We start from the raw sequence: 26,639 nt of genomic DNA on the forward strand, positions 1-26,639 counted from the left end.
CTCCCCCCCCGCCCCCCCCCCCCCCCCCCCCGCGGGGCTCCGCCCCTGCCCCCCACCGGGGCCTGCCCCCCCCTGGCCCCCGGCGGGCTGCCGCCCCGGCACCCTGCCGGGGGCAAAGCCTCTGGAGCCCGCGGGGCTTCGTCCCTGCACCCCACCGGGGCTCCGCCCCCGAACCCCCGCGGGGCTCCGCCCCCTGCACCCCCGCATCGCTGCGCCCCGCACCCCGCATCGCCCGAAGGGCTCGTCCTCAAACGCCGGACGGGCCGAAGATGCGCGCAGCGCCCCTTAGGGGCGCGGGGAACTGCGCGATCAGCCCCCACTCACCCGCAGTCGAAAGGACGGCTTACGGGGTCCGGGGCGGAGCCCCGGGGGCGAAAACGGTGCGACAGGGGCGCGTCCGGCGCCCTAGCGTGCCCCCATGAGCCGTCGCGAAGAAATCGACGTACGAACGATCACCGAGACCGAGATCCCGGCCTGGATCCGCGCGCTGAACACGGGGTTCCTACGCTCCCCGGCCGTATCGGACCAGGAGATCACCAACCGTGGTTCGATCATCCTCCCGCAACGAACCCTCGGCGCGTTCGACACTGGCCGCTGCATCGCCACCTTCCGATCGTTCCCGCAGCAGCTCACCACCGTCGGCGGCACCCCCGTCCCCGCCGACGCCATCACCAACGTCTCCGTCACCCCCACCCACCGCCGCCGAGGCCTCCTCACCCGCATGATGGCCACCGACCTCACCGCGGCGAAGGACCGCGGCGACGTGGTCGCCACCCTGATCGCCGCGGAGTACCCGATCTACGGGCGGTACGGCTTCGGCCAGGCCACCACCGCCACCGAGTGGACCATCGACGTCTCCAGGTCGGGCCTGGACCCCCGCTGGTCCGGGCCGACCGACGGCGCCCGTATCGACCTGGTGGACGGCGAGGACGTACGCAAGCTCGGCCCGGACCTGCACGACCGCCTCCGTCGCACCCAGCCGGGCGCGGTCAGCCGCGACGAGCGCTGGTGGCAGATCAACACCGGCGCACTGAGCCTGAGCGGCGACTCCTGGAAGGAGCCCTTCTACGCCGTGTACCGCTCGGCGACCGGCGAGGTCGAGGGCCTGGTCTCGTACGAGTCGGACGACAACTGGGGCGACGTCAAGCAACCGCTGAACACGGCCGAGGTGAACTGGCTGATCACGGTGACCCCGGCGGCCGAACGCGCCCTGTGGCGGTACCTCTGCTCGATCGACTGGATCGCCCACGTCAAGACCGGCTGGCGGGCCCCCGACGACCTGCTCCCGCACTTCCTGCCCGATCCGCGCGCCGCCCGCATCACGACCCAGGCGGACTGGCTGTGGGTGCGGATCCTGGACGTCGTACGGGCTCTGGAGGCGCGTACGTACGCGGGGTCCGGGACCTTGGTCCTGGACGTCACCGACGGGGACGGACTGTCCGCCGGGCGCTACCGCCTGGAGGCCGGACTCGACGGGGCGACCTGCGCGCCGACCACGACGACCGCCGATCTCACCCTGAACGTGGGCGAGTTGGCGGCCCTGTGGTTGGGCGACGAGTCGGCGGTGCGGCTTGCCGCGCTCGGGCGGGTGCGCGAAGAACGAGAGGGCGCCGCCATCGTCGCCGACGCCCTGCTCCGCACGTCCAGGCGACCGTGGTGCCCGGACATCTTCTGATTCCGATGCTGATTCCGATTCCGATTCCGATTCCGAATGGTGCGGCCTGTAAGGCTGGTGTGGTGCTCCTTCCGGTTCCGTCGGCGAGTGGTGGTGCACTGCATCCGTAGCCGTGCGGTTGTTCGATGGTGCGGTGGTGCGTGGTACGGACTGACCGAGCTCCCGGCTCCCCTCCGGAGGGGAGCCCGGTCAGCCGGACTGCCGGACGGTGGCGTCCGATCAGCCGGACTGGGCGAGCAGCATCACGAGCAGGACGGCTCCGATGCCGCTGATGGTGGTGTTCTTGGCCTTGAGGCCGACGGACAGCGCGACGAACGCGATGATGCCCAGCGGCCCGTACTTCCACTGGACGAGTTGCTCGAATCCGATGGCGAGGGCGGCGACGGCGAGGGCGATGAGCGGCATGACGTTCCCTCCTTGGGGTCCTGGGGAGGACGACTCTGGCGGCCAACCCTCGGGAAGTGTGACCATGTTGTGTAAGTTGGCAACCAACTCACTGGTAGTTATCTCCGCGTTGGGTCGACTCATAACCACCTATCCCGCAACTGCCCAAAGATGGCGCGAAGTTGTAGTGTTTGGTCGTGGAACCGGAACACGCCTCCGTCAATGGACGGAACAGGTCACCACGGCCACAGAGGTCACACCGCGAGGTGGCCGACGAGCTGCGCAGCCGGATCAGGTCCGGCCAGCTGCGGCCGGGGCAGCGCATGCCCACGCAGGCCAAGCTGGCCGACGAGTTCGGAGTCGAACGCGGGGCGGTCCGGCAGGCGCTGCGCATCCTGCAGTCGGAACATCTGCTCGTCAACGTGTCCAAAGGGAGCCCGGCGACCGTCGCCGACACCCTGGGACGGGCTCTGACCGGCCCGGAAGCCTCACCGCAGCCCACCACGGTGGCACTCGGCGGCCGGATCACGGCCGCCTTCGAAGCCCCGCACGTGGAGATCGACGCGCTGTGCCTGACATCGATATCGCTCACCCTTGCCATGGGCGAACCCCTCCGGCAAATTCACGCGGGCCGAATAAAACCGGCCAGGGTGGACGTCCGCGTGCTGCTTCCCAGCAGTGACATCGACCTCGCCTTTCCCGCGCCGGTGGACGCGCCGGTGGACGCCTCGACGGCCGGCCGGCTCCAGCGCAGCTGGCTGACCAACCGCAACGCCCAGGGCCAGGTGCTGCGCCACAACCTGCTCGCCCTGCGCGCCACACACGGCATCGACGTCAACGTGACCTTCCGCGCGCTCCCCTTCACCCCGCCGGTGAAGTTGTACCTGCTCAACGGGGTCGAGGCGCTCTTCGCCTACTACACCCTGACCAGGCGCGAGGAGGAAGTGGACCATGAGTACCTGGAGATGTACGACGTCCAGGGCACTCAGTCCATGCTGTTCCCCTTCGCGCAGGGGACCGGGCTGCGGGACACCACGTTCGTGGAGCAGTCCCACCTCTGGTTCAACGCACTGTGGGAGACCATCAGCTCGAAGCTGCTGCTGTCGAGCTGACCGACTCTCCCCCGCACGTCACAGGGCAGGACCCGCGACCATCAGGGCGAGGACGACCGCGCCGATGGAGCTGCAGGTGGGGCTCTTGGCCTTGATCCCGATGGTGAGGAGCAGCAGGCCGATGACGCCTGTCGTGCCGTACTGCCACTGCACGAACTGGTCGAAGCCGACGACGAAGAGGGCGGAGAGAAGGGCTATGGCGGGCATGGGCGGTTCTCCTGCTTCTACTGTGGCGTGGTGGTTCCTCTGGGGTGTGCGAGGGTGAGGCCGGGTGAGTCGGTGAACGGACTCGGGTGGGGGAGGCAAAACTTCCGCCAACTTGGCTAAGTTGGTGACCAACTCTGATTAAGTTGTCCCCACTTGGCTACTATCCATAAACAACTTTCAAACAACTCCCCGTAGATGGACGAGAGTTGTAGCGTTTGGTCGTGACCCAGGAGAACGTTGCAGTGAACGGCAGCAGAAGGCTCTCGCCCCAGGAGATCGCCGACGTCCTGCGGGATCGGATCCGAGCCGGTGACCTCAAGGCGGGCGACCGCCTGCCAACTCAGGCCGAGTTGGCAGAGGAGTTCGGTGTCGAGCGGGGCACCGTTCGACAGGCCCTGCGCGCGCTCCAGGACGACGGACTGCTGAGCAACGTCAGCAAGGGCAGCCCCCCGCGGATCGCGGAGCCGCCGGCCTCGGCCCGGAACGAGCCGCAGACGACGATGGTCGGACTGGCTCCCCGGCTGGCGGACGCGTTCTCCGCGCCGCACGTCCGGGTCGACGCGGCCTGCCTGACCGCCGAGACCCTGATGCTGGCGCTCGGCGAACCGGTCCGGCTGATCCACGAGGGCCGTATCCGCCCGGAGTCGATCGACGTCCGCATCCTGCTTCCGTCCCGGGACATCAACCTCGCCTTCCCGGTCCCCGTCGACGGCCGCGGTGACGACGACCCGGTCCACGGACGCTGGCTCGCCCAGCGCAACGCCCAGGTCCACGTCCTCCAGCACAACCTGCGCGCCCTGCGCTCCTCGCACGGCATCGACGTGCGCGTGGCGTTCCGGGCCCTGCCCTTCACCCCGCCCATCAAGCTGTACCTGCTCAACGGCGCCGAGGCTTTAATCGCCTACTACATGGTCACCCGGCGCGAGGAGGAGATGGCCGACGTGACGCTGGACATGTACGACGCCCTCGGCTCGGACTCCCTCCTCTTCTCCTTCGAGAAGCGGACCGGCCAGCGGGACGCCGCGTTCGTGGACCAATCCCAGAAGTGGTTCGACGCCCTCTGGGAAACCATCACCACGGACCTGACACTCTCCTAGTGACTTCTGATACGGCGCAGACTGAACCTGTGGCAGCAGAGACCGAGAACTTGCGGGAAGTGATCGAACGCGCTCGCTTTGTGCTCTTCGACTTCGACGGGCCGATCTGTCGGCTGTTCGCGGGGCACTCCGCGGAGGATGTGGCGAAGGACCTGGTGGAGTGGCTGGAGCGGCAGGGGCTGCGGGGACTGCTCACCGAGGACGAACAGGTCCACCCTGACCCGATGGTCGTCCTCTACGCCGTCCACCGCCGCCATCCGCACAGCGATCTGGTGAGCGAGCTGGAGGAACGTCTCACCCAGCAGGAACTCAAGGCGGTGCCGTCCGCCTGGCCCACCGCGTACGCGGACCCGCTGATCCGGACCTGGAGTGCCGTAGGCGCACGGCTGGCCATCGCGACCAACAACTCGGCTCGCACGGCCGCCAGTTACCTCGCGAGCCGGGATCTCACCAACTGCTTCGCCCCCAACGTCTACGGCCGGGGCCAGGACCTGCACCACCTCAAGCCGGACCCGCACTGCCTCAACCGCGCCCTGAACGCCCTCGGCGCGGCCCCCGCCGCCGCCCTGATGATCGGCGACGCCCCCTCGGACTACGAGGCCGCCCGCCAGGCCGGCGTCCCCTTCCTCGGTTACGCCCGCACCGCCTACAAGGAGAAGCTCCTGCGCGAAGCGGGCGCCGAGGACGTGGTGAGCTCACTGGAGCCGGTGCTGAGGGTGCTTCGGGGGTCGGCCTGAAGTGTCGGGCCTTTGAGCGTCGGGCCTGGAGTGTCGGGCCCGGAGGGTTCGGGCCGGAGGAGGTCAGGTCTGAAGCTGAAGAGTCAACAGGAAGAAGAGACCGGCCAGGACTCCGGCCGACCAGCGGACCAGGCGGGGATGCTCCGCCTGTACGCCCACCAGGGCCACCGTGAACACGACCAGACCTGCGAACCCGAGTCGCGTCTGCACCAGCTGGGACACGCAGAATTGGACCCCTACGCCCACCAGTTGAAAGAAGATCATGGTTCCCACCCCCGTCCACTTCAGTGAATCGATCAACTAACTGTCCAATTGGACTGGTTGCCTTGAATCTGGTCTGCCCTATCTCTTTGATCCCTTAACAAGTCAGTCCACTTCCAGCTTTCGGCGGCCAAATCCAGCCGCCAATGTGACTGGAAGCGGTTTGTCCGTGAGGTGAGCGAGGTACGGTCGCGGTGTGACGGAAGAACGCGGCGATGGAGGGGGAACGGAGTTCGTGCGCGTCCTGGAGACGCTGCGCGTCCGGATCGCCGACGGCACGTACGCGGTGGGATCCCAGTTGCCCCCCCAACGTGAACTCGCCGAGGAACTCGGGGTCTCACGCGACACCGTGCAGCGCGTGGTGCGGGAGATGAACAGCGAAGGCTGGATCAAGTCCCGTCAGGGCAGCGGAACGCGGGTGGTGAAGAGCCCGATACACCTGGGAGCGCCGCAGATGGAGGCACCCAGGGTGCGTGCGGCCCTGGGTCCCTTCATCGCGCGGGCCTTCGCCCAACCCGTCGTTCGGTTGGACGTGTTCACCCTCACGTCCGAGTCCCTGGACACCCATATCCGCTTGCAGGCCGAGAGTATCCGCCTCGGCATGGTGCGGCCCGACCGCATCGAACTGCGGATGCTGCTGCCCTCGGAGTCCCTTGCGCTTCCGTATCCGCGCGCCAAGGAGCCGGAGGACGGTGCGGAGCCGCAGGATCCCGGCCAATTGGAACGCCTGCACGGGCAGCTCCAGGAACGGTTGCACGCCATCACCCGCCGACACACGATGTCGCTGCGTGCCGCCCTGCGTGATCTCCAGGGCGAAGGTCTGGTGCCGTCCGTTCAGGTGGAGATCCGGCACGTACCGCTGGCCCCGGCATTCAAGCTCTATCTGCGCCCCGGAGCAGAGGCATTGTTCGGGCCGTACGAAATAGTGCGGCGGGCTGTCCTGCTGGACGACGGCACGGAGCTCGACGCCACGGACGTACTGGGTCTGGGGGCGACCCTGACCCGGCACGTCAACGACGAGGGTGATCCGGACTCCCCAGGTTCTGTGTTCATGGAGAGCATGCAGGCCTGGTTCGACTCCTGCTGGAGCCTGCTCGCGGAAGCGCCCTGAGGCGACTCGCATTCCACCGGGCCTCCAACGGAGTAACGGCGTGGAGATATACAACTCTCTTCCAAGTAGGCACAGATTCCGCAGTCGGCTCTGCGGTACCCGCGGGTGGGCACTAAGGTGTGCTCACCCCGGTCGGGGCGCATGAACATCTGCTATGACGCACAGTTATTCAGGAGTGACCCGTGGGCGTTCCGCCGATGCCGGGACCGCCTGGCCCACCGGCTCTGGAAAGGGCGGCGGACGCGGCGTACGACGACTTCGTGCGCTACGCCAGGGCGCTCGGCTCGTTCGGCCGAGGACACCACAACCTGAACTACATGGTGCGCCCGCTCACCGAGGACGAGTCCCGTCTGGTGGCGTGCGACGACGGGGCGCCGGTGACGGTGCGGGTGCGGATTCCCTCGGCGCTGCCCGTGGTCATCAGGACGTGGCAGGACGAGGCGGAGATCCTCAACACGATCTGCGGTGTGCTGCCACACGTTCCGCGGTGCCTGGTCAAGCACGGAGACGTGACCATCCTCAGTTATGTGGACGGTGTTCCGCTGTCGAGGGTCTGTCCCAACGGCAACCACGTGGACTCGGACCTGGTCGCCGCGCTCGCGGAGCTCCTCGCGGACATGACGCAGGTGCGCAGGCAGCACCTCCCTCCGCTGCCGGCGTCCTGGCCCCGGTCCAGCCGGGACAGCAGAGCCTTTCTGCGAGCGTTGGCCTTCGCGGCGGAGGAGCAGATCCGGCAGCGCAACCGGGCCGAATTCGGCGGGCTCTTCGCGATGCTGGGCATCCCGGAAGACGCGATGGTGCGCTTCGCGGAACGGCTGCCGGCGCTCATCAGCCGTCCCTTCAGCCTCCTTCACACGGACCTGCACCGGGACAATGTGATCGTCTCGTACGCCGGTGATCCCCCCTTGATCTGCGTCGACTGGGAGCTGGCGACCTACGGGGACCCGCTGCACGACCTCGCCACGCATCTGGTGCGGATGGAGTATCCCGATCACCAGTGGCCCGCGGTGATCGAGGCGTGGCGCGAGGCCATGGGACGGCGGCGCCCCAAAGCCGTGCACGGTCTCGACCGCGACCTCAAGCACTATCTGGCCTTCGAGCGCGCCCAGTCCGTCTACCCGGATGTGATGCGGGCCGCCTCCTCGCTCGGCGACTCCTTCGACCAGCAGAGGCTGGACGCCGCGACCCGTGCGGTGCACCGGGCGCTGCTGAAGGCCGAGGAGCCACTGCGGCTCATGGGCGTGCCGGACGAGAGCGAGATCGAGCGCACCCTCTTCCGCTGGAACGAGTCCCACGGAGGCCTGCACAACCGCGACCGGTCGGTCTCGGAGATCGTCTGGGAACGCGACCACCGGGTCCCCCCGCATCCGGAGTTCCCCGCTTCGGCTGTCAGCAAGGCACTGTTCGAGGAGGGGGCGGCGGCCGCGGACCGCGTGTTCAAGGGCACGGCTCATCTCAACACGGCCGTGCGGGTGTCAGAAGTGGCGTTTCCCGTCATGGTCCGCCGAAAGGTCGGCGCGGCGAACGCCCGGGAGCGCCGGTTCCTCAATGAGCACGCCGTCCTTGAGGCCATCGAGCGGTCAAACGTTTCCCCGCAGGTCCCGGGTGAGAGTCCGCGGGTGCGTGCCCCGCGGGTACGTGCCCCGCGCGTGCTGGCCCTGGGTATCAGTGGACTGAAGGAACAGTTCACCATCCATTCGTACGAAGGGTCGGCCGACGAGTTCCGGCCACCGGAGCACCCGGCGGACGGACTCCGGCCGTACGAGGCGGACGACCTCGTGGATCAGCTCCTGGCGCTCACCTTCGTCGACTGCGAGCAGCTGGACCCCGAGCTGCAGGGGTGGGACTTCTACCGGGGCCTTCGCGACGAACTGGTCCGCATGGTGAACCACCTCCCCAAGGCCACCGGTGACCTGGCGCGGGAACTGGGTCTGCCCAACGGCTACCGACTCGGTGAGATCCTGGACCGCCACACCCTGGCCCCGCGCCGGCCCGTGCTGCTGCACGGGGATCTCAACCCATGGAACCTCGTGCGCCAGGACAACGGCGGTCTGATCCTCATCGACTGGGAGATGGCGATCGTCGGTGACCCGCTGTACGACCTGGTCCGTCACATGCACCTCACCCCCACACGTCCCGAGATCCGCGAGCGGCTGTTCTCCCGCTGGGATCGGCTGCTGCCGGAAGAGTGCACCAAGGGCTGGCGCGAGGACTGGCGTGTGTACCGCTGGATGGAGGTCGTCCGCTCGGCCTACGTGGACCTCGACCGTCTGGTGACCGGCGACAGTCTGGACGCCCCCAACGTCCGCCGGGCGGTGGACACCTACGCGATGACCTTGGCCGAGGCCACGGCGGCGCTGGGACTGTCGGGGAAATTGACGGCGAATCCCTATCTTGCCCGCGCACTGCCGCACGGGGACCATGGAGGCCGACGGACAGCCGGGGTCTCCGCGGACTTCTGACCCTCCGGGAACGTCCGACTCGGCGGTTGTCGGCGATCGCGGAGCGGCTGACCTCGGGTGGGCGGGTGACGGCGGAGTGCGAGTACCGCCTCTACCCGGGCTTACCGCGGGACAAGATCTGCGTCTTCAACCGGGAGTTGGCGCTGCACGGTCTCTACGACGTGGTCGCCCGGACCGTGCAGCGCAGTTCGGAGCCCGAGTTCTACGACCCCAAGGGCTACCGCACCGACCTCAATGTCTGGTCCCGGGAGGGTGACGAGGACTCCAAGTCCGTCGTCGCCACCTGGAACAAGCATCTCGACGACCTGTGGAGTCTGGCGTCGGCCCCGAGCTGGAGCTCTCTCACACCTGGGCCACCCCCAGCACCACCTTCCCCACCAACCCCCGCCCCTCAATAGCCGCATGGGCCTGAGCCGCCCGTTCCAGTGGAAACACCTCCCCGATCACCGGCCGTAGCCGCCCCGCCGCTGCCTCGGCATAGGCGTCGGAGGTGAAGCGGCCCAGGTCGGTGGGGCTGAACTGGACGTCGGCGATGCCGAAGAGCTCGATCCCCCGGCGGGTGGCCTCCTCCGTGTCGAGGGGAGAGAAGCCGCCCGACGGCGCCCCGTGGGCGGAGAACCGGCCGCCGTCGACCGTCAGGGGCAGGGCCGCGGCCCCCAGGTCGCCGCCCACACCGTCCAGGACGACGTCCGCCCCCTCGACGGCCCCGCCGAGCGCCTTGCGGGCGGCGGACACCCAGTCGTCCCGGGTGGCGTCCACCACGTCGTCCGCCCCGAGGTCCCGTACCAGGGCGAGTTTGGCGTCCCCGCGGGCCACCGCGACCACCCGCGCCTCGCGCTCGTGGGCCAGTTGGACGAGCAGCGTGCCCATGCCACCGGAGGCGCCGAGGATCAGTACGCGGTCGCCGGGGCCCACGGCGGTCAGATCGAGCAGGCCGTTGGCGGTGACGCCGTCGTGCACCAGGGCCGCCGCGCTGCGCAGGTCCAGGCCGTCGGGTACCACCGTCAGCGCCGACACCGCCGCCACGGCCCGCTCCGCATAGCCGCCCGTGACATAGGACGTGACCCGGCGCCCCAGCCACTCGCCGGGAACGCCCGCCCCCACGGCACCGACGACACCGGACACGCCGCCCCCGGGGACGTACGGCGGAGCCACCTGGAACCATTCCCGCCCCCACCCCGCCCGCACCTGCGTCTCGACGAAGATCGTGTCCACGTACGCCACGTCGATCACGACCTCCCCCGGCCCCGGAACCGGATCGGGAAGCTCCACGGGAACCAGGACCTCGGGGCCGCCGAACTCCTTCACCTGCACTGCACGCATCGCAACGCTCCTCAAAGCCGAAGACAGGCATGGCCGAACGCCGGACAGTCTTCGACCTGAAGCCTGGTTGAGGTCAAGGAGGGCCAAGGAGGGTCAGGGAGGGGCAAGGAGGTGCCGGGGCGTGCGTAGGCTCGGGGCATGGGTGAGATCGGACTGCGCGAGCGCAAGAAGCAGCGGATGTACCAGGCTGTCTCCGACATCGCGATCGGACTCTTCCTGGAGAAGGGGTTCGACGCCGTGTCCGTCGCGGAGGTGGCCGCCGCCGCCGAGATCTCCAAGCCGACGCTCTTCCGGTACTTCCCGACCAAGGAGGACCTGGTCCTGCACCGGTTCGCCGATCACGAGGACGAACCCGCGCGCGTGGCCGCACGCGGGCCGTCCCCGTTGACGGCGCTGCGCCGGCACTTCCTCGACGGGCTGGAGCGCCGCGACCCCGTCACCGGCCTCAACGACGCCCCGCAGGTCCTGGCATATCACCGTCTCCTCTACGGGACGCCCTCCCTGGCCGCCGGGATGTTCAGCTACCTGGAGCGGTCCGAAGCCGCGCTCGCCGGGGCGCTCGGCGGCGACCTCGGCGCCCGGCTCGCCGCCGGACAGATCATCGCCGTACAGCGCGTCCTCGCCCTGGAGAACTGGCGGCGGATCGCCGACGGTGAAGCCGTCGAGCAGGTGCGGCCCGACGCGGTCGCCGCGGCCGAGGAGGCGTTCGCGCAGCTGGAGGCGGGTCTTCCGCGCTATGCGTAGATCCATGCGGATGAGTAACCGGGCAAAGAGGGTTACCGAGTAAAGAATGTTACTTGGTAACGTTATTCGGTATCCTTGGCCGGGTGACGTCAACCGACCCCGCCCTCGCCCGCTCCCTCACCCATGAACGCGCCCACCACGACGCCTGCCGGGCCGGCCTCGCCGCGATGGTCGACGGCGCCGAGGAGCAGGTCGTCACCGGCGAGGACGTCTCCGCCTCCGGTGCCGACGCCGAAGTGCTCGGCCGGCAGCTGCGCGGCCAGGCCAGGGATCTGCGCGAACTCCCCGAAGGCCCGCTGTTCTTCGGCAAGCTGGACTTCGCCCCCGGCGGTGGTGAACACGCCGGGCAGAGCTACCACATCGGCCGCCTGCGCATCACCGAACACCCCGCCGCCCCACCCCTCGTCGTCGACTGGCGCGCCCCCGTCTCACGCGCCTTCTACCAGGCGAGCGCCCGCGACCCCCAGGGCGTGGCCGTGCGCCGGCGCTTCGGCTGGGCGCCGGGGAGCAAGGGGGACTCGGCGGACCTCACCGGCCTGGAGGACGAACACATCGGAGGGGGCCGACCGGATCGGGGCCCTGAAGGCACCTCGGTTCCGGAGAGCCGCATTCTCACGGGCGAGATCGAACGCCCTCGCGTCGGCCCCATGAGGGACATCGCCGCGACCATCCAACCCGAGCAGGACCACCTCGTCCGCGGGGACCTCGCCACGTCCGTGTGCGTACAGGGCGCCCCCGGCACCGGCAAGACGGCCGTCGGCCTGCACCGGGCCGCCTACCTCCTCTACACCCACCCCCAGCGCATCCGCCGCGGTGGACTGCTGATCCTCGGTCCCAACCCCACCTTCCTCGCGTACATCGCCGAGGTGCTGCCCGCCCTCGGCGAGTCCGGCGTACGGCAGTCGACGCTCGGGGACGAGATCGCCCGCCACCCCGTCACGGCGCGCGACGACGAGCGTGCCGCCGCCGTCAAACACGACGCACGGATGGCGGAGGTCCTGCGCCGGGCCCTGTACGGGAACATCGGCACGTACGCCGACCCCCTCGTCGTCCCGGACGGTTCGTACCGGTGGCGCGTGTCGGCCGAGGAACTGAACCGCATCGTGGACGGCGTACGGGCGGAAGAACCCCCGTACGGCATCGGGCGCGAGCGGGTACGGACGCGGGCCGTGCGGCGTCTGCGGGAACAGGCCGAATGGCGCGCCGGACCCCAGACGAACGCCTGGGCGCGGAAGGTCTCCGGGTCCCGGCCGGTCGGCGCGTACGTCGACGCGGTCTGGCCCCGGATGCGGCCCGAGGAGGTCCTCGCCCGGCTCCTCACCGACGCCGAGGCGCTGGCCGACGCGGCGGACGGGTTGCTGGACGCCGACGAGCAGAAGGCGATCCTGTGGGCGAAGCCGCCCCGCTCGTACAAGTCGGCCCGGTGGTCGGCCGCCGACCTCGTCCTTCTCGACGAGGTCGCCGGGCTGGTCGAACACCCGGAAGGCTACGGCCACGTGGTCGTCGACGAGGCGCAGGACCTGTCACCGATGGAGTGCCGGGCGATCGCGCGCCGGGCTCCTTTCGGGTCGCTCACGGTGCTCGGGGATCTCGCCCAGGGCACGACGCCCTGGGCGGCCCGGGAGTGGGGCGAGCTGCTCGGGCATCTCGGGAAGCCGGATGCGGCCGTGGTGCCACTGACGATCGGGTTCCGGGTGCCGGAAGCCGTCGTCGGGCTCGCCAACCGGCTGCTGGCACGACTCGACGTGCGCGTACCGCCGGCTCGGTCACTGCGCCGGGACGGGAAGCTGACGGTCCGCGCGGTTCCCGACGCACGGGACGTACTGCCCGCCACCGTCGACGCGGTGCGAGGCGCGCTCGCGCACGAGGGGTCCATCGGCGTCATCGCGGCCGACCCGGACGTCGGGGGGGTGCGCGAGGCGTTGCGCGCCGCGGGGGTCGAGGCCGCGGGGCCCGAGGAACTGGGCGCACGTGTCGCGGTGGTGCCCGCCACCCTCGCCAAGGGACTTGAGTACGACCATGTGGTGGCCGTCGAACCGGCGGCCGTCGCCGAGGCGGAGGCGCGCGGCCTGCACCGGCTGTACGTGGTGCTCACCCGGGCCGTGTCGCGGCTGGAGGTCGTGCACGCGCGGCCCCTGCCCTGGTGACCCGGCCGCTACCGGGGTCAGGACCGGCCGTGTGACCCGGTGGCTACCACGGCAGGGGCTGCCCGTCGCGGAAGAAGCCGCCGGTCGGGCCGTCGTCCGGGAGGGTCGCCGCCCATACGACGCTCGCGGCGCCCTCCGCGACCGGGCGCCCGCCGGGACCGCCCATGTCGGTGGCGACCCAGCCGGGGCAGACGGCGTTCACGAGGACCCGGTCGGGACGCAGTTCGGCGGCGACATGCGGGTGAGGGCGTTGAGGGCCGCCTTGGTCGACGTGTACGCGGGGGTGCCGCCACCCATCGACGTGAGGGACGCGACCTCGCTGGAGACGTTGACGACCCGCGGGTGCGCGCTAGGGCCTGTCCGGCGGATCATGCCGGAGACGCGGGGTCTGGCACGCCCTCCCCCGAGCTCTTCGAGCAGGGGGTGCCCCCAGCGGCGTTGTCGTCGGTTGCCGACTCCCCCGAGCTCTCGGCTTCGCTCGAGTAGGGGGACCCCCATCGCGTCGACGCCCTCCTCCGCCTTGCAGCTGCACGCACCAGACCCCGCTCACCTGCGCTGATGAGGCGCCGTTACTTTCCTCCAACCTGATCCGCCGGACAGGCCCTAGCCCGCAGGAGCGGCAGCAGCGCCTGCGTCAGCCGCCAGGGCCCGTAGAGATTCGTCTCGGCCGCCTCCCGTACGACGTCCAGGTCGGCGTCGGTCGCGCGCTGCCAGGTGTCGTACGTGATCGCCGCGTTGTTGACCAGCACGTCCAGGGCGGTGAGCTCCCGGGCGACCGCGGTGATGTCCGCCTCGGACGTGACGTCCAGGCGCAGCGGGTGCGCGTCGGGCCCGGCGGCGCGGGCCGCTTCGGCGGCGGCCTCGGCACATCTGGCCGTCAGAAACACGGTGTGGCCCGCGACGGCCAGTTGCCGGGCGACCTCGCGGCCGATGCCGCGGTTGGCGCCGGTGACGAGCGCGATCATGTGAGGTGCTCCTCGGGGCGGTGACCGGACCACGGTAGGCGTACGGGGGTCCGGTCACCGCCCCGCCACTCGGCGAAGGCCGGCCGGGCTCAGGAGCGAGCCAGGGGCCGGGGTCGGCCGGGCTCAGGAGTGGGTCAGGGGGTGGCCACTGCCTCCAGGGCCGGGGTCAACTGTTCCTCCTCGTAGGCGAGATGGGCTTCCAGCTCCTCCGTCAGGCGCACCACCTCGGGGAGTACGCGGGTCGGGTCCGCGGGCCGCTCGCCGACCACCCGGCGCAACTCCTCGATCAGCACCGCGATCCGCTCGTGTTCGACGCGCAGCCGGTCCAGGACCGGGGTGAGGCCGGGGTGGCGGTCGGCGAGGACACGGAAGACACCGAGGTCCTCGCCGGTGTGGTGCCGGTGCAGGCCCCGGCAGAGGGAGAGGCAGTTGACCCGGAGCTGGGCGCCGAGGGAACTGCCCGAGGCGGCGAACTCGTCGCGGATGAGCGCCAGTTCGCGCCGGAAGGCGTCGTGGATGACCCTCAGCGCCTCGCCCGGCGAGCCCGCGTCGACGTGCGGCGGACCGTCCCGGGGGATCTCGCGGAGCGCGACGACGGGGATCACCCGGTCCGTCTTCGCCTGGTACTCCGCCCATCCCTGGTCGGCCTCCACCGCGCGGGCGAAGAGCCGGTCGCGCTCGGCGCCCCCGAGGACGACGGCCTCGGCGTCGTAGGTGAAGACGCCGCTCTCGACCCGCACACGCGGGTGGGCGACGAGGTTGCGGTACCAGTCCGGGTGCCGGTGCGCGCCCCCGGCTGAGGCGATGACGATGACGCGGTCGCCGCCGTCGGGGTAGTAGCCGACGGGGGTGGTGTGCGGGGTTCCGGTGCGGGCGCCGGTGGTGGTGAGCAGAAGGAGCCGGGCTCCCTCGAAATATCCGCCGACTTTCCCGTGGTGGGCGCGGAACTCTTCGATGACTTGCTGATTGAAGGGGTTGGGCATGCGTCGCTTTCTTTTGTTTTCGGGCAGGGTGAATTGCCGTGGGGCGTTTTGCGACGCGGCACGGTAAGAGGGTGCGGGAGAGCGCGCGGAATTCCGGAAGAAGCGGACGCGCGGTGAGGTGAAGAGGTGATGCGAAGAAGAGGGTGGTCGGGGTGGGCGGGGCTCTACCCCGCCTCGGCCTCACTCGGAGGCCGGGCAACCAACTCGCTCACGGCACAAGGCCGACCCGGCAGTCATGGGCGCAACGGTAATGCCGTACGCCCGTCGAGGCAATCCCGTATCGAGTGAAATACGGGATTGCCTCGGTGGCTTTCCTTGCTGTCAGTTGTCGAGAACGGCGATTTCGAGTCGGCCCAGTCGTTCCGGCTCCGCGATCACGTCGATTTCGGTGATCAGACCGTCCGCGAACGCGAAGACGAGTACCACGGAAAGCCGGCCGCGCGGAGCCATCGCCAGGCCGACCGTCTCGCCCACGAGCGCGACCCCGGTGAACGCGGCGCGGCCGGTCGCGGCCATCGCGCCCTTGGCCACGGTGTGCGCCCCGCGGACCACGACAGGTTCGGGGGTGGGGATGACCGCCTTGTCGGCGTGCAGGACCACGTCGGGGTGGAGCAGGGCGACCAGCGCGTCGAAGTTCCCGCCCCGGGTGGCGGCGAGGAACGCGTCCACGACCCGGTGCCGCCGTGCCAGATCGGCCTCGGGCAGCGGTGAGGCGCCCTTGACCCGACGCCGGGCCCGGCTGGCGAGCTGGCGCACGGCGGTGGGGGACCGTTCGAGCATCGGGCCGATCTCGTCGAAGGGCACGGCGAACATGTCGTGCAGTACGAAGGCGAGCCGTTCGGCGGGCCCCAGCGTGTCGAGTACGACGAGCAGGGCCACGCCCACGGAGTCGGCGAGCACCGCCTCCTCTTCGGGGTCCCGGCCACCCGCCGGGCCGACGACGGCATCGGCGACCCGTGCGTCGACGTGGACGTCGAGGGACTCCTCGCGCTGTCGTTCGCGCGTGCGGAGCAGGTTCAGACAGACCCGGGCCACGACCGTGGTCAGCCATCCGGCGAGGTTCTCGACGCCGCTCGTGTCGGCGCGGACGACGCGCAGCCAGGCCTCCTGGAGGGCGTCGTCGGCCTCGCTCAGCGAGCCGAGCATGCGGTAGGCCACCGCGCGCAGATGGGACCGGTGTTCCTCGAAGTGTTCCGCCGCCAACACGTTCTCCCCCACCGTGTCCCCCACCGTGTCACGTTCCTTCCTCGCCGGGTGTCAGAGCAGTAGACCATCGAGATTGGAGAGGCCATGACGATTTTGACGACACCCATCCTGGTCACCGGGGGCACGGGCACCCTCGGGAGCCATGTCGTCCCGCTGCTGCGGGCGGCCGGTCGCGAGGTGCGGATCCTCAGCCGCCACAGCCGTGAGTCCGTGGCGGACCCCGGCATCGAGTACGTCGCGGTCGACCTGCTCACGGGCGAGGGGATCGAGTCCGCGCTGGCGGGGGTGGACACCGTCCTGCACCTGGCGGGAGGCAACAAGGGCGACGACAGGGCGACGCGGAATCTGGTGCGGGCCGCGACGAACGCCGGTGTACGGCACCTCGTGCACATCTCGGTCATCGGCGCGGACACGATGCCGATCGGCTGGTTCAGGACCCAGCTGGCGGCCGAGCGGGAGGTCACGGAGTCCGGCATTGCGTGGACGATGCTGCGCGCGGCCCAGTTCCACGACCTCGTCCTGACGATGGCGGAGAAGATGGCGAAGCTGCCGGTCGTCCCGGTCCCGGGCGGACTGCGGTTCCAGCCGGTGGACTCGCGCGAGGTGGCGGCCCGGCTGGTCGAGCTGACGCTCGGGGACCCGGCCGGTCTCGTCCCCGACCTGGCCGGCCCGACGGTGTACGGCCTCGGCGACCTCGTTCGCGGTTACCTCGAGGCCGACGGCAGACGCCGCCCGCTGCTCCCCCTGCGGATGCCCGGAAAGGCCGGCCGCGCCTACCGGGCCGGCGACAACCTCTCCCTCACCGACGCCGACACCGGCAAGCGCACGTGGGAGAAGTTCCTCGCGGAGCGGGTGGGTTGATCGAGGGGGAACCGAAGGGGAATCGAGGGAGAAGCGAGGGAGATCTGCTGAAAGCCTGGCCGCTGTCGCCGGCTACGGAAAGGGGACCACCCAAGAGGGGTTACCCACTCCTTTCCACTCTCAACGTATAGCGCACAGGGGGGCTTGCGGCAAGGCCCGGGGCGTGCCGCAGAATGGCCGGCCAAGGCCAGTACCTGCGGAAATGGCGGATTCACGAAGTGCGTGCGGTGGTGTCGGCGTATGGGTGGCGCGGGAATGTCGCACCGCCGGTGGGACCCGTGGTGCGGTCGGCCGAAATCCAATCTCGTTGAATGGGCGTTTGATGATTGACGTGATCGTGGTCGGCGGCGGACCGACCGGCTTGATGCTGGCCGGAGAGTTGCGGCTGCACGGCGTGCACGTGGTCGTGCTGGACAAGTTGACCGAACCGACCAAGGAGTCCCGCGGGCGCGGCCTGCACACGCGCAGCGTCGAGATGATGGATCAGCGCGGTCTGCTGGACCGGTTCCTCGCGGTCAGTGAGAAGTTCCAGGTCGGCGGTTTCTTCGGCGGCATCCTCAAGCCGTGGCCGGACAGGTTGGACACGGCTCACCCGTACGGTCTCTCCACCCTGCAGCCGGCCACCGAGCGGCTGCTCAACGAGCGTGCCCTCGAACTCGGCGCCGAGATCCGGCGTGGCTGCGAAGTGGTCGGGCTGAGTCAGTCCGACGACGGGGCCGGGTCCGGGGTGACCGTCGAGCTGGCGGACGGCACGCACCTGCGCTCGCGCTACCTCGTCGGATGCGACGGCGGCCGCAGTGTGGTGCGCAAGGAGCTCGGTGTCGGTTTCCCCGGTGAGCCCGCCACGGTCGAGACGCTGCTGGGCGACATGGAGATGACCGAGGATCAGGCGACGGTCGCCGCCGTCGTCGAGGAAGTCCGCAAGACCCACATGCGGTTCGGCACCATCCCCAACGGGGACGGGACGTACCGCGTGATCGTGCCCGCCGAGGGCGTGTCCGAGGACCGTACGACCGCGCCGACCCTCGAGGAGTTCAAACAGCGGCTGCGGGCCGTCGCGGGCACCGACTTCGGCGTGCACTCGCCGCGCTGGCTGTCCCGGTTCGGCGACGCCACCCGGCAGGCCGAGCGCTACCGGGTCGGCCGGGTGCTGCTGGCCGGCGACGCGGCGCACATCCACCCGCCGACCGGCGGGCAGGGCCTTAACCTCGGCGTGCAGGACGCGTTCAACCTCGGCTGGAAGCTGGCCGCCGAGGTCAACGGCTGGGCACCGGAGGGGCTCCTCGACAGCTACCACGCCGAACGGCACCCGGTGGGCGCCCGCGTGCTGGACAACACCCGCGCGCAGATCACGCTGCTGGGGACCGATCCGGGTGCGACCGCGCTGCGGGAGCTGTTGTCGAAGCTGATGGACTTCGAGGAGGTGAACCGGTACCTGACCGGGATGATCACCGCGGTCGGGGTCCGCTACGACTTCGGCGAGGGCCATGAACTGCTCGGCCGGCGGCTGCGGGACGTGGAGCTGAAGCGGGGGCGCCTCTATGAGCTGATGCACGGCGGTCGCGGGCTGCTCCTCGACCAGACAGGCCGGCTCTCGGTGGCGGGCTGGGCGGACCGGGTCGACCACGTCGTCGACGTCAGCGAGGAACTGGACGTGCCCGCGGTGCTGCTGCGGCCGGACGGCCATGTGGCGTGGGTCGGTGGAGACCAGCGGGATCTGGACGGCCGACTGTCCGAGTGGTTCGGCGTCGCCGTCGGCTGACGCGCGGGCACCCCTTCGTGGCGCGGGGCAGAGGCACCCCCTTCTTGGCGCGGCGTGTCCTGTCTCAGCTAGGTCCGGGCATCTGGGGCCCTCTGACCTGGGGTGCCCGGAGAACTCTGAGACGTCCGGATCTGGGATCGTCTCAGTTTGCTCCGGGTAGCTGTCCTACTGTGGCGGCATCTGTAACTTGCTCGACTTCGAGACAGTCCGGACCGTCGCCGAGATTCTCAGACCGCGGTCCCAATGGCCGGGCTGCATCGATTCCTGTCAGCGAGTGCATGGCTGCCGGGGAGGCCCAGTCGATCCATGTCGACGTCAAAGGCCCTTCAGGACACGATCAAGTGCGGACCGGCCTGCGGGCCCCCAGTTCGGCTTGCCGCCAGGCAGGCCGCGATCCCCGGCTTGGCCCATCGCCATCAGGAACAGGCTCCTCATCGCGGCCAGTCCGCGCGCCCGTTGCACCGCTGCCTCGTCCGCCTGTGCGTAGCTGTTGAAAAACCGTGCGGCGCCGCCCGCGGGGAGTAGCAGCCAGGCGGCCGCGAGGTCCCACGCCGGGTCGCCGGCGACCAGCGCGCCGAAGTCGACGACACCCGCCAATGTCCCGTCCGCGACGACGACGTTCGCGGGATGCAGGTCGCCGTGCACCCACACCGGTGGGCCCTCCCACCCCGGGGCCGCCACCGCTTCACCCCAGACTTCACGGATCTCGTCGGCGAGGTCGGCAGGGGCAACGTCCTGGAAGAAGTGCTCGAAGCCGTCCGTGCAGTCCTTGGGGTGAGCGCCGAAGTCCGAAGCGGTAGGTGCGTCGGTGGGCGCTTCCACGTGCAGCGCCCTGAGGAAGTCCGACAGCGTCTCGGCCGCGTGGTCGCCGCGAGTGATCGAGCCGTGGTCCAGCGGCGTGCCGTCGACCCATGTCATGACGGTCCAGATCTTGGGGAAGCGCTCGGACGGTGCACCGTCCCGCAGGGGGACAGGAATCGGCAGCGGCAGGCGCGCTGCGAGAGTCGGCAGCCACCGGCGCTCCTTGAGCTGCAGATCGGGGCTCGTGTCCATCCGCTGCATCCGGACGGCCAGCTCGTTACCGAGGCGCCACATTTGGTTGCCCCAGCCGCCCGCCACTTCGCGGATGGGCAGCTCGGCCAGGTCTGGATGCTGTTCCCGAAGCAGGTCGCGGACCAGATCCTCGCTGATCTCAATCTCGGATTCGATCATGCCGAGTCACCGTACTTGAGGTAGGCGGAGGCCACCTTGCGCTTTGGGAGATCCAGCTCCCCGGCTGGATCTCCCGAGCTCTCTGAAGACCCGCAGGCAAGCGCTGCCGCTATGGCGTCCTCGATGCGTAGAGCGGTGTCTCCCAGTTCCTTGAGGAACCACGGCTTGCTGCTCCTGCGAAGGATCCGTTCCTGTGGCAGCTGACGGATGAACTCGGCCCGGAAGCGGAGGTATCCGCTGTCCTCGGAGCGTGCGAGCTTCCTCCAGTGAGGGGAGGCGTAGAGCGCGGTGGCCGCGACGACCTCGGGATAGACGGCGATGTAGCGGCGGGGGTCCCAGATTTCGGGGTGGCTGATGCCCAGGGTGTCGAGACGCCGGCGGCGGTCGCTGGGGCGGTATCCGCGTCGGACGACGGCGTCCCAGAGGTCGGAGCAGTGCTCGAAGCAGGCGCTGAGCACGATGTGTCCGTGCCTGCGCAGGAGCCGGTAGTGCCGCCGTTGCGCCTGGATCACGTCAGGGAGGTCGGTGACGTCGACCTGTTGCATGTAGTTCTCGGCTGATCGTCCGGTCCAGATCTTGTGCCGGAGGCAGACCTGATCGTGGAAACGAGAGCTCCAGACCGAGACCCTTGAGAAGTGGGAATAGCTCCCGGTCCGGCGGGCGACGCAGAGTCGGCAAGGGGCGTTCACGGAGAAGTCCGGGCGATCGGCGAGGAACGGCCGGTGTTCCTGGCCGAGTTGGGGGATCGCGTGCAGGAGGGTTTCGCGGGACTGGCCGCTGACGATGGCGAGCCGCTCGATGTAGTCCTGCCGGGACTCCAGCCAGGAGCTCTGTGCCAGTACCCTTTCGGCCCGGATTCCGTTCGTGGCGCCCAGCCGTTCCAGATAGGACCGTTCGCTTTCGTGCGGGAACGGCGGGAGGGGGCGGGGAAGGGGCCTAGTCAGCCAGTAGCCGGTCGGCTCTCTCATCCGGCCTTCCGGCGGGAGGAGGTTCCGGAACGGGACACGGACTCGCTGTTGTGATCGATCCGGGTGTCCTTCAGCAGGTCCTGGGTGATGCGCTCGCTTCCGTCGAGGATGGCGGAGATCGCGGCAGCGCGGATCAGGTGGGAGAGGCTTCCGATCATTCCGCCGGTGCGTTTGTGGAGGTAGTCGGACAGGTTCACCAGGGTCTTCGGCTGATGCCGGTGGAGCCGCAGGGTGCCTTCCATGGTGGCGACGAGCGACCGCCACTTCGTATTGCGGGGGAATGGTCCCGTGCGGACCAGGACGCAGCGGCCGCCCATCTGCCGGCCGCGGACTCCGGTGAAGACCCCGGACTGTTCGACGTCGATGCCCGCATAGACGAAGGTCGCCGGGAGGTGTTCGGTGAAGTACTTCAGGTGGTCGGAGAGGTCCTCGCCGGCGACGGTGCCGTGATTCATCAGGTGGATTTCGTCGACCAGCACGAGGTCCGTGCGTGCCTCGATCATGACTTGGCAGACGACGTTGGTGATGTCGATGGTGTTATGCCGGGCCGAGACGGAGGGCAGGCCTAGGAAGCGGGCGAACTCGATGGCGAGTTTGCGGGGTGAGCCCTTGGGCGGGGCGGTCAGATAGACGACAGGGATCCGGTCGTCCCCCGGGTAGCGCTGGTGGACCCGGAGTTCGTGCAGGCGCCCGAGCTGCTTGAGCGCGGTGGTCTTGCCCGTCGTCTGCCGCCCGGAGACGATCAGTCCGCGCCGGGCGCCGGACTCGCGCTGGTTGAGCAGGGTCAGCAGCCGTCCCTGGTGGGCGATCTCCCGGACGGCCGAGGTGCGTACGACTTGAAGTTCGGAGTGATAGAGGACCCGGGCGTCGTCATAGAACTCCTGATCCGCAGGGCCGAGCGAACGCCACCGCTGTTCGGACAGCAGCTCGAAGGCCGTCGGATCGGCCTCGACGAACTGCCGCCAGCCGGTGAGCTGCGTGGTGGGATCACGACGGGGCCCCGCCAAGTCCGCGACGTCACGGCCCTCGGGCTCCGGCGTGTTCACCACCATGTCTCGGCCTCCTTGCGGGCGTCGAAGATTCCCAGTGGGACGACGTCCGCAAGGGTCTCCTGGCTGTCGTTCTCCGGCTCCGTCTCGGCTTCCTCGGTGTCCGGTCCGGGTGCGGGCCGGGGCCAGGATTAGCGCTGGTGGTGCGGGTGCGGGCGGCGACCCTGCGGTCCTTGCGGCTGCGCGGGGAGGGCTTGGCCGGCGATTCCTGGGGTCCGTCGGCGGCCCGGTCCAGCAGGTCGACCGCGGCCTGGGCGATCTCCTGCTCGGTGACCGGATCGGTGCCGCGCTCGGCGAGGACGCGGCGGGTGTGATCCCAGGCCAGCTCGCCCATCGGGGTCGGTGTGGTGCGAAGGTGCCGCCAGAGCGCGGTGATCCAACCGCCGTCGCGGTGATTGCGTACCCAGACGCGGGAGATGTCGTAGGGGTCGTAGCGGACTTCCCACCGCCTGCCACCCGGTCCGGTGCCCGACGGCTGCCGTCGAAACGGCGTCAGCTCGGGGCTGTCGTAGGTGCGGTGCCGGATGCGGACACCGTAGGAGTTGATCGTCCTGAACTCCCGGGGCAGCAGACCGATGTATTCCTGCGGGCCGAGCGGGACCGGGACGTAGCCGGAAGCGGCGACGAGGGCGGCGTACTTCTCGTTCGGGCTCATCGCCCGCTCGGGCATGAACGGGTCCCGCAGCCCGTCGTGCGGGCGGTTCTGCCAGATGACGATCCACTCCTGCAGCAGCTCCTGGAGCTGGTGGATCGACCACAGCGGCTGGGACGCGGGATCAGTGCCCCGGTGCTCGGTGCTGCGTCCCTTGTGGCCGGGGAGGTACTGAGTGAACATCGTGGCCACTGAGCCCAGTGTCGACTCGATGTGCGGCTTGTCCGTAGGGGTGTCGGGGTGACAGGGCTGAAAACTCAGGCCCAGTGACCTGCAGGCCGCCCGGAACGTGTCGGAGAGGTAGGCCTTGCCGCGGTCGCAGACGATCGTCTCCGGCGTGATCACCGGAATGGCGGCGGCCTTGGACAGACGCTCATCGACTGCCATGAGCGAGGCGTGCGGCAGCACCGACCGTGACATGCGCAGTGCCTCCGCCCAGCCCGGCCGCATCGGTTCCGGCGTCATCGCCCGCGCCAGCAGCAGAGCGGCATCCACCGCTTTCGTCGACGGCCGCAGGACGGCTGCCGCCAGCGTCCTGGTCGCGATGTCCACGAGGCCGGTCATCTCGACGGTGTCCACCGTGCCGTCCTCGTGAACGACCAGAACATCCAGCGGAGTTGAGTCGATCTCCATGACCTCGCCTGGCCTGGAGGCGGCGAGTTGCCCGAACATGCCGTCCGGCTGTTTGGCCAGGGAACGGCGGGTGCGGGCCGAGCCCAGGGTGTGCCGGCCGGCCGTGACCGCAGCCAGCAGCCGGTAAAACGTCGCTCGCGACGGCAGCGGCACTCCAGGTCCGTGCTCGGCCTCCACGAGCCGTTCCATCCGCCGCCGCAGCACCTGAGCGGACACCGTGGACTTGCCGGTCTGCCCGTCCACCACCTGCCGCAGGGCCGCGACGACCCGCCGGTCGGCCCGGCCCGTGCCGTCCGGGACCGTGAGCAGCCGCGGATCGACCAGGCCGAGGATCCCTTCCCGCTCGAAGCGGGCCCGCATGTCCTGCAGCACCGTGAGCGACACTGCCGTCCCGGACGCCGCGAGCTCGGCGGCCTTGGTCAGCTCCCGCTGCCGCAGCGACCTCACCTGCGGGTCGTACTCGGTCTTCACCAGCCCGTCCGGGGCATGGGCGGGCCGGCCGGTGAGCACTTCCACCAGGTGCCGCTGCCACCACTCCGCCCGCTCAACCGCCTTGGGCGGAAGGCCCTCCAGCACTCCGGAGGCGGGAACCGTCATGCGGGGCGAGGCGGCCGTGACCACCTCGAATCCGTCGGACATCAGCATGTGCGGCAACAACACCACGCTCGCCGACGCAGCCTCGTCGACAAGCCGGACCGCAGTCCCCTCCAAAGCCACCACCGTATGCAGGCGCCCGTCGAACCGGACCGTGTCACCCACCCGCAGCAGTCGCGAACGCGTCGGCATCTCCACCTCCCGCCGTCGCGTCGGCCAGACAGACCGTCGCCCCCATGGCCAGCAGCGCCGTTTCGAGGTCGACGGCCAGAATCCGGCGCCAGAGGAGGTGATAGAGCACGGGCAGCACCACGATCGGGTCGCCGACCCGGCGGACCCCGGCCAGCAGCGCGGTCTCCTCGGCGAACACCTCCACCAGACGGGCCGCGACGTCCGGGCGGTGCACCCGCGGATGCCGGTAGCCGGCCAGCCATCGCGCATTCGCCATCAGCACCGCATCCGGGGTCCCCACCCGCCAGAAGTCCCAGCCCACCAGCGAACAGGCTGCCGCTGTCGCAGCGAACTTCACCGCGTCACGCGGCTCGATCCGGTCATCGGGGCGGACATCGACCACCACACCCGTGCCGTCCGCTCGGCGTACGAAGAAGTCCGGCGTGTGCCGGATCCGCTTGCCTGCCGACCCTGTCCACGACAGCCGGAACGGCTGCGAAGCCATGCCCGTCACCAGCGGATCGAAGTCGAGGAGCACCAGCCGGTCCCGCTCCAGCCACGATTCGTAGCCCACGTGATCGCCGCAGGTCGCCGACCAGTACCAGCCGCACCAGTTGCCCTGCCCGCGAAAAGACGGAAACCGCCGCTCAGGCGCGACATCCTCGAACCGGACCGGCCACAGCTCGCTCAGCGTGCCCCGCCGCCGGACCCCCGCCCCCGTGACGTACTCGACCTCGAATCCCTCCGCGGACTCGGGTACACCCTCATGTCCCGCCACCCCGGCCTCCGCTACGACGTCGCTGCCCAGCCGCTACGACCGTAGAAGGCCCGGGTCCGTCGTACCCGGAGAAGACCGAGACACCCCGCAACTTGCCCGGACATGACCGAGACGACGCTTCACATGCCCGGAGATCTCCGAGACTGCCCGGACATCACAGAGACAGGACACGGCGCGCAGGCACCCTCTTCGTGGCGCAGCGCACTTTTGCAAGCGGGTGCTTGCAATTGTTAGCGGAGGTGCGGCAAGGTGGAGTCATGGCATCACTCAACGTCGGCAATCTCGGTGAGTACCTGCGCGAGCAGCGGCGCAACGCGCAGCTGTCGCTGCGGCAGCTCGCCGACGCCGCCGGGGTGTCCAACCCGTATCTGAGCCAGATCGAGCGCGGGCTGCGCAAGCCGAGCGCGGAGGTGTTGCAGCAGGTCGCGAAGGCGCTGCGGATCTCCGCCGAGACGCTGTACGTGCGAGCCGGCATCCTCGACGCCGAGCGGGACCGGGACGAGGTGGAGACACGTGCCGTCATCCTCGCCGATCCCACGCTGAACGAGCGGCAGAAGCAGGTGCTGCTCCAGATCTACGAGTCCTTCCGCAAGGAGAACGGATTCGAGATCACGCCGGACCTGGCCCAGGGAATGGCCCAGAACGTGACCCAGGACATGGCGCAGGACGAGGCACAGGGCATGGCAGAGCACATATCGGGCACCCAGCAAGCGCCGGACACCGCCGTCCGGGGCCCCCGCACGGCCGACGGCAGCGATGCCGATCCGCAGCAGACCGCCAGTTGACGACAACGACGTGCAGCACCGCCGGCCCCCACGCGGGCCTGCCGGTCTTGCCGCGGAACACCAAAACCCTCAGCTGAAAGCGACCGGAGGACCATCACCATGGCCATCACCGACGACATCCGCAAGGCCGCCACGGACCCCACCCCGCTGTACTTCCTGGCCGGCACCGCCGACCTGGCCGTCCAGCAGGCGAAGAAGGTCCCCGGCCTCGTGGAGCAGATCCGCACCGAGGCCCCGGCGCGCATCGAGACCGTGAAGAACATCGACGCGAACACCGTCCAGGAGAAGGCCGCCACCCGCGCGAAGGAAGCGCAGGAGACCATCCAGGCCAAGGTGACGGAGTTCATCAGCACCCTCGACACCGACCTGAAGAAGCTCGGTGAGTCCGCTCAGGACCTCGCCCTGCGCGGTGTCGGCGTCGCCGCCGAGTACGCCGTGAAGGCCAAGGAGACGTACGAGAAGGTCGCCGAGCACGGCGAGCAGACCGTGAAGACCTGGCGTGGCGAGGCCGCCGAGGAGATCGAGGAACTGGCCATCGCCGTCGAGCCGAAGGCCGAGCCGGTCGAGGTCAGGTCCGAGGAGAAGCCAGCCGCGACCGCCGCCGTGCCCGGTCCGGCCAAGAAGCCCGTGGCGAAGAAGGCCCCGGCCCGCAAGGTCACGGCCAAGAAGCCGACGCCGCCCGTGAAGTAGCGGACGACGGGACTCCTCGTCTCAGGACGAAAGGTCCGGACGAAGGGTCAGGACGACGGGCCGGGCACTC

The 26,639-nt window shown here is 69.7% G+C and carries 25 protein-coding genes and 1 pseudogene; 13 read left to right on the top strand and 13 right to left on the bottom strand.

Going from position 1 to position 26,639, the window contains the following annotated elements; genetic code table 11:
* The first annotated feature begins 418 nt into the window (after nucleotides 1-418).
* Nucleotides 419-1,675, top strand: a complete 1,257-nt coding sequence (locus KVT44_RS14960; RefSeq protein WP_217567419.1) for a GNAT family N-acetyltransferase — start codon at nucleotides 419-421, stop codon at nucleotides 1,673-1,675.
* 219 nt (nucleotides 1,676-1,894) lie between these two features.
* Here the strand turns inward: KVT44_RS14960 and KVT44_RS14965 are convergent, their stop codons facing one another.
* The gene (locus tag KVT44_RS14965; protein ID WP_217567420.1) at nucleotides 1,895-2,080 is read right to left on the bottom strand and encodes a hypothetical protein; all 186 of its coding nucleotides are present in this window, start codon (nucleotides 2,078-2,080) and stop codon (nucleotides 1,895-1,897) included.
* A 170-nt stretch (nucleotides 2,081-2,250) separates the two neighbouring features.
* Here KVT44_RS14965 and KVT44_RS14970 point away from each other — a divergent pair, with 170 nt between their 5' ends.
* Nucleotides 2,251-3,171 carry a winged helix-turn-helix domain-containing protein gene (locus KVT44_RS14970; protein ID WP_099921906.1) on the top strand — a complete coding sequence of 307 codons (921 nt, stop codon included), beginning with the start codon at nucleotides 2,251-2,253 and terminating at the stop codon, nucleotides 3,169-3,171.
* 18 nt (nucleotides 3,172-3,189) lie between these two features.
* Here KVT44_RS14970 and KVT44_RS14975 read toward each other — a convergent pair whose 3' ends face one another.
* Complete coding sequence (locus tag KVT44_RS14975) at nucleotides 3,190-3,378, bottom strand: hypothetical protein (RefSeq protein WP_054232404.1); 189 nt, start codon at nucleotides 3,376-3,378, stop codon at nucleotides 3,190-3,192.
* Nucleotides 3,379-3,593: 215 nt separating this feature from the next.
* Here KVT44_RS14975 and KVT44_RS14980 point away from each other — a divergent pair, with 215 nt between their 5' ends.
* Complete coding sequence (locus KVT44_RS14980) at nucleotides 3,594-4,475, top strand: GntR family transcriptional regulator (protein WP_099921907.1); 882 nt, start codon at nucleotides 3,594-3,596, stop codon at nucleotides 4,473-4,475.
* On the top strand, nucleotides 4,424-5,212 hold the full coding sequence (locus KVT44_RS14985; RefSeq protein WP_099921908.1) for an HAD family hydrolase: 789 nt from the start codon (nucleotides 4,424-4,426) through the stop codon (nucleotides 5,210-5,212). The genes KVT44_RS14980 and KVT44_RS14985 overlap by 52 nt, the downstream gene beginning before the upstream one ends.
* Nucleotides 5,213-5,275: 63 nt before the next feature.
* Here the strand turns inward: KVT44_RS14985 and KVT44_RS14990 are convergent, their stop codons facing one another.
* Complete coding sequence (locus KVT44_RS14990; RefSeq protein WP_190170870.1) at nucleotides 5,276-5,476, bottom strand: hypothetical protein; 201 nt, start codon at nucleotides 5,474-5,476, stop codon at nucleotides 5,276-5,278.
* A 193-nt stretch (nucleotides 5,477-5,669) separates the two neighbouring features.
* Here KVT44_RS14990 and KVT44_RS14995 point away from each other — a divergent pair, with 193 nt between their 5' ends.
* The 3 genes from KVT44_RS14995 (at nucleotide 5,670) to KVT44_RS15005 (ending at nucleotide 9,444) form a co-directional block, all read left to right on the top strand.
* A complete protein-coding gene (locus KVT44_RS14995) occupies nucleotides 5,670-6,584 on the top strand; it encodes a GntR family transcriptional regulator (RefSeq protein WP_190170869.1) in 915 nt (304 codons plus the stop codon).
* A gap of 317 nt (nucleotides 6,585-6,901) precedes the next feature.
* On the top strand, nucleotides 6,902-9,046 hold the full coding sequence (locus tag KVT44_RS15000) for an aminoglycoside phosphotransferase family protein (protein WP_229889096.1): 2,145 nt from the start codon (nucleotides 6,902-6,904) through the stop codon (nucleotides 9,044-9,046).
* Between the two features lie 26 nt (nucleotides 9,047-9,072).
* A complete protein-coding gene (locus KVT44_RS15005) occupies nucleotides 9,073-9,444 on the top strand; it encodes a hypothetical protein (protein WP_217567421.1) in 372 nt (123 codons plus the stop codon).
* On the opposite strand, the gene KVT44_RS15010 is transcribed toward KVT44_RS15005, so the two are convergent.
* Nucleotides 9,389-10,369 carry a zinc-binding dehydrogenase gene (locus KVT44_RS15010; RefSeq protein ID WP_217567422.1) on the bottom strand — a complete coding sequence of 327 codons (981 nt, stop codon included), beginning with the start codon at nucleotides 10,367-10,369 and terminating at the stop codon, nucleotides 9,389-9,391. The genes KVT44_RS15005 and KVT44_RS15010 overlap by 56 nt on opposite strands.
* Before the next feature lie 138 nt (nucleotides 10,370-10,507).
* Here KVT44_RS15010 and KVT44_RS15015 point away from each other — a divergent pair, with 138 nt between their 5' ends.
* Nucleotides 10,508-11,113 carry a TetR family transcriptional regulator gene (locus tag KVT44_RS15015; protein WP_099921912.1) on the top strand — a complete coding sequence of 202 codons (606 nt, stop codon included), beginning with the start codon at nucleotides 10,508-10,510 and terminating at the stop codon, nucleotides 11,111-11,113.
* Between the two features lie 83 nt (nucleotides 11,114-11,196).
* Nucleotides 11,197-13,260, top strand: coding sequence for an AAA family ATPase (locus KVT44_RS15020; RefSeq protein ID WP_217567423.1), 2,064 nt, complete (start codon nucleotides 11,197-11,199; stop codon nucleotides 13,258-13,260).
* Between the two features lie 43 nt (nucleotides 13,261-13,303).
* Here KVT44_RS15020 and KVT44_RS15025 read toward each other — a convergent pair.
* The 4 genes and pseudogenes from KVT44_RS15025 to KVT44_RS15040 form a co-directional block, all read right to left on the bottom strand.
* Nucleotides 13,304-13,611, bottom strand: a pseudogene (locus KVT44_RS15025) (SDR family NAD(P)-dependent oxidoreductase); the annotation flags it as partial.
* A 218-nt stretch (nucleotides 13,612-13,829) separates the two neighbouring features.
* Entirely contained in the window at nucleotides 13,830-14,225 is a 396-nt protein-coding gene (locus KVT44_RS15030; protein ID WP_217567424.1) for an SDR family NAD(P)-dependent oxidoreductase, read from the bottom strand.
* A gap of 134 nt (nucleotides 14,226-14,359) precedes the next feature.
* On the bottom strand, nucleotides 14,360-15,208 hold the full coding sequence (locus KVT44_RS15035; protein ID WP_217567425.1) for a nitroreductase/quinone reductase family protein: 849 nt from the start codon (nucleotides 15,206-15,208) through the stop codon (nucleotides 14,360-14,362).
* Nucleotides 15,209-15,529: 321 nt separating this feature from the next.
* Nucleotides 15,530-16,426: a sigma-70 family RNA polymerase sigma factor gene (locus tag KVT44_RS15040; RefSeq protein WP_217567571.1), complete on the bottom strand. Its 897-nt coding sequence runs from the start codon at nucleotides 16,424-16,426 to the stop codon at nucleotides 15,530-15,532.
* Nucleotides 16,427-16,498: 72 nt separating this feature from the next.
* On the opposite strand from KVT44_RS15040, the gene KVT44_RS15045 reads away from it, so the two are divergent.
* Together KVT44_RS15045 and rox are read left to right on the top strand one after the other, a co-directional pair.
* Nucleotides 16,499-17,275, top strand: coding sequence for an SDR family oxidoreductase (locus KVT44_RS15045; protein WP_217567426.1), 777 nt, complete (start codon nucleotides 16,499-16,501; stop codon nucleotides 17,273-17,275).
* A gap of 322 nt (nucleotides 17,276-17,597) precedes the next feature.
* A complete protein-coding gene (gene rox / locus KVT44_RS15050) occupies nucleotides 17,598-19,037 on the top strand; it encodes a rifampin monooxygenase (RefSeq protein ID WP_217567427.1) in 1,440 nt (479 codons plus the stop codon).
* A 315-nt stretch (nucleotides 19,038-19,352) separates the two neighbouring features.
* Here the strand turns inward: rox and KVT44_RS15055 are convergent, their stop codons facing one another.
* From KVT44_RS15055 to KVT44_RS15075, 5 genes are read right to left on the bottom strand one after another with little or no spacing between them, the layout of a single operon-like run.
* Nucleotides 19,353-20,249, bottom strand: coding sequence for an aminoglycoside phosphotransferase family protein (locus KVT44_RS15055; protein WP_217567428.1), 897 nt, complete (start codon nucleotides 20,247-20,249; stop codon nucleotides 19,353-19,355).
* A complete protein-coding gene (locus tag KVT44_RS15060) occupies nucleotides 20,246-21,217 on the bottom strand; it encodes a hypothetical protein (RefSeq protein WP_217567429.1) in 972 nt (323 codons plus the stop codon). Before KVT44_RS15060 ends, KVT44_RS15055 begins: the two co-directional genes overlap by 4 nt.
* On the bottom strand, nucleotides 21,214-22,269 hold the full coding sequence (locus tag KVT44_RS15065) for a TniB family NTP-binding protein (protein WP_217567430.1): 1,056 nt from the start codon (nucleotides 22,267-22,269) through the stop codon (nucleotides 21,214-21,216). Before KVT44_RS15065 ends, KVT44_RS15060 begins: the two co-directional genes overlap by 4 nt.
* Nucleotides 22,235-24,337, bottom strand: coding sequence for a transposase family protein (locus KVT44_RS15070; protein WP_254649424.1), 2,103 nt, complete (start codon nucleotides 24,335-24,337; stop codon nucleotides 22,235-22,237). Before KVT44_RS15070 ends, KVT44_RS15065 begins: the two co-directional genes overlap by 35 nt.
* Nucleotides 24,303-25,094, bottom strand: coding sequence for a TnsA-like heteromeric transposase endonuclease subunit (locus KVT44_RS15075; RefSeq protein ID WP_308314008.1), 792 nt, complete (start codon nucleotides 25,092-25,094; stop codon nucleotides 24,303-24,305). Before KVT44_RS15075 ends, KVT44_RS15070 begins: the two co-directional genes overlap by 35 nt.
* Before the next feature lie 257 nt (nucleotides 25,095-25,351).
* On the opposite strand from KVT44_RS15075, the gene KVT44_RS15080 reads away from it, so the two are divergent.
* Together KVT44_RS15080 and KVT44_RS15085 are read left to right on the top strand one after the other, a co-directional pair.
* Nucleotides 25,352-25,879, top strand: a complete 528-nt coding sequence (locus tag KVT44_RS15080; RefSeq protein WP_099921922.1) for a helix-turn-helix domain-containing protein — start codon at nucleotides 25,352-25,354, stop codon at nucleotides 25,877-25,879.
* A 99-nt stretch (nucleotides 25,880-25,978) separates the two neighbouring features.
* Nucleotides 25,979-26,569 (top strand): hypothetical protein, encoded by a 591-nt coding sequence (locus KVT44_RS15085; RefSeq protein ID WP_217567431.1) that lies wholly within the window; start codon nucleotides 25,979-25,981, stop codon nucleotides 26,567-26,569.
* Nucleotides 26,570-26,639: the final 70 nt, after the last annotated feature.

Source organism: Streptomyces sp. GbtcB7 (assembly GCF_019091445.1).
In the GTDB taxonomy this organism is placed as follows: Bacteria; Actinomycetota; Actinomycetes; order Streptomycetales; family Streptomycetaceae; genus Streptomyces; species Streptomyces mirabilis.

What these genes read in the sequence shown, in the direction of transcription:
- KVT44_RS14960 (WP_217567419.1), top strand. Translation starts at nt 419, where the DNA reads ATGAGCCGTCGCGAAGAAATCGACGTACGAACGATCACCGAGACCGAG.
- KVT44_RS14965 (WP_217567420.1), bottom strand. Translation starts at nt 2,080, where the DNA reads ATGCCGCTCATCGCCCTCGCCGTCGCCGCCCTCGCCATCGGATTCGAG.
- KVT44_RS14975 (WP_054232404.1), bottom strand. Translation starts at nt 3,378, where the DNA reads ATGCCCGCCATAGCCCTTCTCTCCGCCCTCTTCGTCGTCGGCTTCGAC.
- KVT44_RS14990 (WP_190170870.1), bottom strand. Translation starts at nt 5,476, where the DNA reads ATGATCTTCTTTCAACTGGTGGGCGTAGGGGTCCAATTCTGCGTGTCC.
- KVT44_RS15000 (WP_229889096.1), top strand. Translation starts at nt 6,902, where the DNA reads ATGGTGCGCCCGCTCACCGAGGACGAGTCCCGTCTGGTGGCGTGCGAC.
- KVT44_RS15010 (WP_217567422.1), bottom strand. Translation starts at nt 10,369, where the DNA reads ATGCGTGCAGTGCAGGTGAAGGAGTTCGGCGGCCCCGAGGTCCTGGTT.
- KVT44_RS15015 (WP_099921912.1), top strand. Translation starts at nt 10,508, where the DNA reads ATGGGTGAGATCGGACTGCGCGAGCGCAAGAAGCAGCGGATGTACCAG.
- KVT44_RS15030 (WP_217567424.1), bottom strand. Translation starts at nt 14,225, where the DNA reads ATGATCGCGCTCGTCACCGGCGCCAACCGCGGCATCGGCCGCGAGGTC.
- KVT44_RS15035 (WP_217567425.1), bottom strand. Translation starts at nt 15,208, where the DNA reads ATGCCCAACCCCTTCAATCAGCAAGTCATCGAAGAGTTCCGCGCCCAC.
- KVT44_RS15045 (WP_217567426.1), top strand. Translation starts at nt 16,499, where the DNA reads ATGACGATTTTGACGACACCCATCCTGGTCACCGGGGGCACGGGCACC.
- rox (WP_217567427.1), top strand. Translation starts at nt 17,598, where the DNA reads ATGATTGACGTGATCGTGGTCGGCGGCGGACCGACCGGCTTGATGCTG.
- KVT44_RS15055 (WP_217567428.1), bottom strand. Translation starts at nt 20,249, where the DNA reads ATGATCGAATCCGAGATTGAGATCAGCGAGGATCTGGTCCGCGACCTG.
- KVT44_RS15060 (WP_217567429.1), bottom strand. Translation starts at nt 21,217, where the DNA reads ATGAGAGAGCCGACCGGCTACTGGCTGACTAGGCCCCTTCCCCGCCCC.
- KVT44_RS15065 (WP_217567430.1), bottom strand. Translation starts at nt 22,269, where the DNA reads ATGGTGGTGAACACGCCGGAGCCCGAGGGCCGTGACGTCGCGGACTTG.
- KVT44_RS15070 (WP_254649424.1), bottom strand. Translation starts at nt 24,337, where the DNA reads ATGCCGACGCGTTCGCGACTGCTGCGGGTGGGTGACACGGTCCGGTTC.
- KVT44_RS15080 (WP_099921922.1), top strand. Translation starts at nt 25,352, where the DNA reads ATGGCATCACTCAACGTCGGCAATCTCGGTGAGTACCTGCGCGAGCAG.
- KVT44_RS15085 (WP_217567431.1), top strand. Translation starts at nt 25,979, where the DNA reads ATGGCCATCACCGACGACATCCGCAAGGCCGCCACGGACCCCACCCCG.